At 71.8% G+C, this 3,615-nt stretch carries 7 protein-coding genes and 1 pseudogene; 2 read left to right on the forward strand and 6 right to left on the reverse strand.

The genetic code is table 11. From position 1 onward, the window contains the following. The 6 genes from DVH02_RS14145 to DVH02_RS14160 form a co-directional block, all read right to left on the reverse strand. On the reverse strand, nt 1-664 hold a 664-nt coding region (locus DVH02_RS14145; protein ID WP_114624163.1), incomplete at its 3' end, for a protein transporter Sec31. Further along, nucleotides 661-795 carry a hypothetical protein gene (locus tag DVH02_RS36735; protein WP_267899057.1) on the reverse strand — a complete coding sequence of 45 codons (135 nt, stop codon included), beginning with the start codon at nt 793-795 and terminating at the stop codon, nt 661-663. The genes DVH02_RS36735 and DVH02_RS14145, both read right to left, overlap by 4 nt. A gap of 71 nt (nt 796-866) precedes the next feature. Next, nucleotides 867-1,352, reverse strand: coding sequence for a hypothetical protein (locus tag DVH02_RS14150; RefSeq protein ID WP_233518219.1), 486 nt, complete (start codon nt 1,350-1,352; stop codon nt 867-869). Nucleotides 1,353-1,548: 196 nt separating this feature from the next. Continuing rightward, a complete protein-coding gene (locus tag DVH02_RS35145; RefSeq protein ID WP_158575884.1) occupies nt 1,549-1,686 on the reverse strand; it encodes a hypothetical protein in 138 nt (45 codons plus the stop codon). A 5-nt stretch (nt 1,687-1,691) separates the two neighbouring features. After that, entirely contained in the window at nt 1,692-2,171 is a 480-nt protein-coding gene (locus tag DVH02_RS14155) for a hypothetical protein (protein WP_147286058.1), read from the reverse strand. Beyond that, a complete protein-coding gene (locus DVH02_RS14160) occupies nt 2,168-2,605 on the reverse strand; it encodes a hypothetical protein (RefSeq protein WP_114624165.1) in 438 nt (145 codons plus the stop codon). Before DVH02_RS14160 ends, DVH02_RS14155 begins: the two co-directional genes overlap by 4 nt. 159 nt (nt 2,606-2,764) lie before the next feature. Between DVH02_RS14160 and DVH02_RS14165 the strand changes: the two genes are divergently transcribed. Both DVH02_RS14165 and DVH02_RS14170 read left to right on the forward strand, forming a co-directional pair. After that, entirely contained in the window at nt 2,765-3,070 is a 306-nt protein-coding gene (locus DVH02_RS14165) for a helix-turn-helix domain-containing protein (RefSeq protein ID WP_114624166.1), read from the forward strand. 174 nt (nt 3,071-3,244) lie between these two features. Next, nucleotides 3,245-3,615, forward strand: a pseudogene (locus DVH02_RS14170) (helix-turn-helix domain-containing protein); the annotation flags it as partial.

Consider the following 3,615-nt stretch of genomic DNA (forward strand, 5'->3'; position numbering starts at 1 on the left):
CCACAACGCCCGCCGCAACGGTGACCGTTGCGGCGGGCGTTGTGGTGTGGCCGGTCGCTGCCTGGAGAGCACGGGACTGTCCGCGCATCCGCTCCAGCTGGCGGCGCTGCTGGGTGATGGCGAGTTCCGCTCCGATCTCCGCGCGGGAGACGCGCACCCACGCCCGGGTCCGGGCGGGCAGCTCGAAGGAGAACTGGCTCAAGACCAGCGCCCACAGGACTTTCGCGATGAGGCTGATCGCCGCTCCGGCGAGGCCGGCGACCTGTTGCCCGGCGAGGTGGCCGTGGGCGTAGATCACGACCATGACGATGGCGAGGGCGGCGTAGCCGATACGGCGTGGGAGGGCGGCGCGGTCGGGGTCGTGGCGGGCGAGCCATTCGAGGATCAGGCAGGTGATCCACGCGGCGTCGTAGGCGAGGGCGACGGGGTAGGCGACCCACGGGGTGGCGGTGGTGGCGAGGAGGCCGCCGCCGGAGACCGCGGACCACACGATGGAGATGCCGGTGAAGCCGACGGCGGCGGCGAGCGTGGTCTTGAGGAGGATGTGGTCCCAGTCCCGGGGTGGCACGGGGACGTCCTCCGTGTAGTGGTCGGGGACGGTCCGGGTCTCACCGGCCTCGGTGTGCTGGACCCAGCGGCTGCGGCGGACGGTACGGGTCTTCATCGGCGGGTCTTCCAGGCGAGGGCGCCGAGGAGGGCGCAGACGAGTGCGGGCAGGTACTGGCCGGTGGCCGCTCCGAGGAGGGCGAGGACAGGGAAGCCGTACCGGGCGAGTGGGGTGTTGAGGTGGCGCATGGGCGGTGCTCCGGGGTGGGGGCCGGGCGCGCGGGGCAGGTCACCGCACGCCCGGCCGGTCAAGGGGGCGGTCAGGCGCCGAGGGGGAACCGCTGGATCCGCCAGGGCGCCTCGGTGGTGGGCCGGTCCGCGGTCGGTGAGGCGGTCCAGCCGCCGGGAATGGCACCGTCCCGCTCGGCCGCGTCCTCGGCGGCGTCGGAGGTGGCGTGCACGCTGTGGAGCGCGCCGTGGTGGAACACGACGTACACACGATCGGGGCCCTGGCTCTGCTTGCGGGCGGTGCGCAGGAGCATCCGCAGCACGGCGCGGTCCTCCGTGTCGAGCAAGGACTGGGCGCGCAGCGTGTGCAGTTCGTCTTCGTGGCGTGCTGCGGCGATGGCGGCCTGCTCCAGCCGCTCACGCAGCGCAGCGGTGGTGGCGTCGGCGCGGGCCGTGTCGACGTCGGCGCGGCGATTCAACAGAGTGATCTCCTGCTGGACGCTGGCCAGTTCGATGTCGGCGCGCTGGGCGCTCTCGCGCAGGGCGGCGAGGGTTGTCGTGCGGGTGATACGGAACATGGGGCCCTCCGACGGGCGATTTGATGGCTGTTCAGCGGGCGATCAGGTAGCCGAGCAGGAAGAAGGGGAAGGCCATTCCGGCGAGGTAGACCAGGCGCACGGGGCTCTCCTGTCTGGGCGGTCCGGGCTGGACTGCTCCCCTCGGCCCCGTCCGTGCGCCCCAGGTGGACGGACGGGGGAGGTAGCAGTCAGGCCGTCAGCTGCGTTCGGTTCGGGCGGCGTTGGACCCGGCGGCCTTCGCGTCGGCCTGGGCGTCGCGCACCCGCGCCGGGTCGCGTTGGGGGGCGGCTTCGCGGTAGGCGCGGGCGGCGCGCTCCTGCTCGGTCTCAGCCACGGCGGTCACCACCTGTCCGTCTGGGCGAGGAGGTAGTACCGGCCGTCGGCCGGGCCCTCGGTGGTGAGGTGGCCTTCGGTGACGAGGTGTTCCAGGTCGCGGCGGAGGGTGCCGCGCTGGGCGACGCCGGGGTAGGCGGTGGTCCAGCGCCCGCCCTGCGCCCGGATCACGTCCAGGAGGTAGCGGCGGCGCAGGTCCTTCGTGGACCCGTCCACCGCCGTCGCGTGCTGAGCGGCGGCGCGCAGGCGCAGCGCGTACTCGCGGCGCGTCTCGCCCGTCCGCACGGGCGGGAGCCCGAGGATGACGTCCCGGCAGGCCGCCGTGGTGACGTGGTGGCACCGTCCGGCGAGGGTCTGGAGGACGGCGGGGGCCAGGTGGTCCAGGAGGACGGCGGCGGTCATGGGCTGGTGGCCGCCGCGGTAGCTGATCTGGTGCGCGAGGGTGGCCATGGCCTGCGTGGCGGGGCTCTGGGTGATGTCGCTCATCGGGTCACCGCCGCGCTGCGGAGGCGGATCGCCCATTCGCCGCAGGTCTCGCCCTGGTCGGTGCGCGGGGCGGGGAGGGTGGCGATCACACGGTCCAGGACGGCGGTCTGCACGATGGGCGGGACGGTCGCGAGGACGGTTCGGCCGGCGTCGAGGAACGCGGTCGTCTGCACGTCGATGGTGACGGGCTCGGCGTGGGTCTGGGCCAGCTGGTCGGCGAGGGTGTTGATCACCTGGGCGGCGTAGGTCGGGGTGGGGGTGCTGCGGCGGACCCAGCCGTTGGCGATGGTGCGACGGGTGCTGCCCTGGGGGCAGCGGGCGCCGGTCTGGCCGTCGACGCAGCGGCAGGACTCGAAGTCCAGACCGCTAGGGCAGCGGCCGGTGGGCGGGGTGGGGGCTGCCAGTACGGCAGCGGCGCGGATACGATCGCGCATGGTCATCCTCCTGGTGAAGTCAGGGGTATGGCTGGCCCCGGCCGTATGGCGTCGCAAGCGCCGGCCGGGGCCGTTTTGCTGAGCAGTGTGTGACTGCTTGCCCAACCGTAAGGGATCCCATACGGTTGGGCAAGCGGCACGCCCCAGAAAAGGGACGGGATGGCCGAAGAAGAGTCAGTCGAAGGGGAGGCGCAGCGCGTGCTGGATGCTCTGGACGCCGTTGAGGCGATGAGCGATCCCATGGCTCAGGCGCGAGTAATCAGTCGCTTGCTCAAGGATCAGGCCGAGCGCAACCGGCGGTTGAAGGAGACCAGGCGAAGGGTCGTTCTGGACCTTCGGGAGCGGAAAGTCTCCTACAGGAAGATCGCTGCCGCGCTCGGGGTCTCGCTCGGCACGGTCCAGGACATCGAGCGCGGCTACTCGGGGTCAGGCAGAGATCGGCCCAGGAAGACGCTTGAGGAGTAGTCCACACATGGGTGGTCGGACGGCTTAGGACCCGTCCGACCACCCAGACCAGCGGGTCTTCACCCCGCCGATGTACAGAGCACCCAACTGCGAGGAAAGGCGCCTGCCCGTGCAGGTTACTCAGCATGCCCAGAGCCGGCCACAGGGCCACGCTGTCCGTGCGGCGGTGGTCGCGTGAGCTACGGCCGGATCCGTCGCGGCCCGATGGCCGGCGACGCCTTCACTCAGATCCGCAACGCGGTGTTCCGCGACGTGAGGCTGTCCGCGAAGGCGATGGGGGTCTTCGGGAACATCAGCACGCACCGTGACGGCTGGGGCATCACGCCGGAGACGATCTCCGCGCAGATGCGGGACGGCGTGGATGCCGTCAAGGCCGGGCTCCGCGAGCTGGAGAAGCATGGCTATCTCCACCGTGAGCGCGAGCGGCGCCCGAACGGCACGCTCGGCGCGTCCTCGTACTACATCACCGACCAGCCCGAGCTGATCGAGGAAACCCCCAGGTCAGAGCCAGAGGGGGAAAATCCACCGCAGGCTGAGCCACCGCA

The sequence above is a fragment of the Streptomyces corynorhini genome (assembly GCF_003346515.1).
Taxonomy (GTDB): Bacteria; Actinomycetota; Actinomycetes; order Streptomycetales; family Streptomycetaceae; genus Streptomyces; species Streptomyces corynorhini.

Bases quoted from the DNA above. Each gene is read 5' to 3' on its own strand.
- DVH02_RS14160 (WP_114624165.1), bottom strand. From the start codon at position 2,605: ATGCGCGATCGTATCCGCGCCGCTGCCGTACTGGCAGCCCCCACCCCG.
- DVH02_RS14155 (WP_147286058.1), bottom strand. From the start codon at position 2,171: ATGAGCGACATCACCCAGAGCCCCGCCACGCAGGCCATGGCCACCCTC.
- DVH02_RS14165 (WP_114624166.1), top strand. From the start codon at position 2,765: ATGGCCGAAGAAGAGTCAGTCGAAGGGGAGGCGCAGCGCGTGCTGGAT.
- DVH02_RS14150 (WP_233518219.1), bottom strand. From the start codon at position 1,352: ATGTTCCGTATCACCCGCACGACAACCCTCGCCGCCCTGCGCGAGAGC.
- DVH02_RS36735 (WP_267899057.1), bottom strand. From the start codon at position 795: ATGCGCCACCTCAACACCCCACTCGCCCGGTACGGCTTCCCTGTCCTC.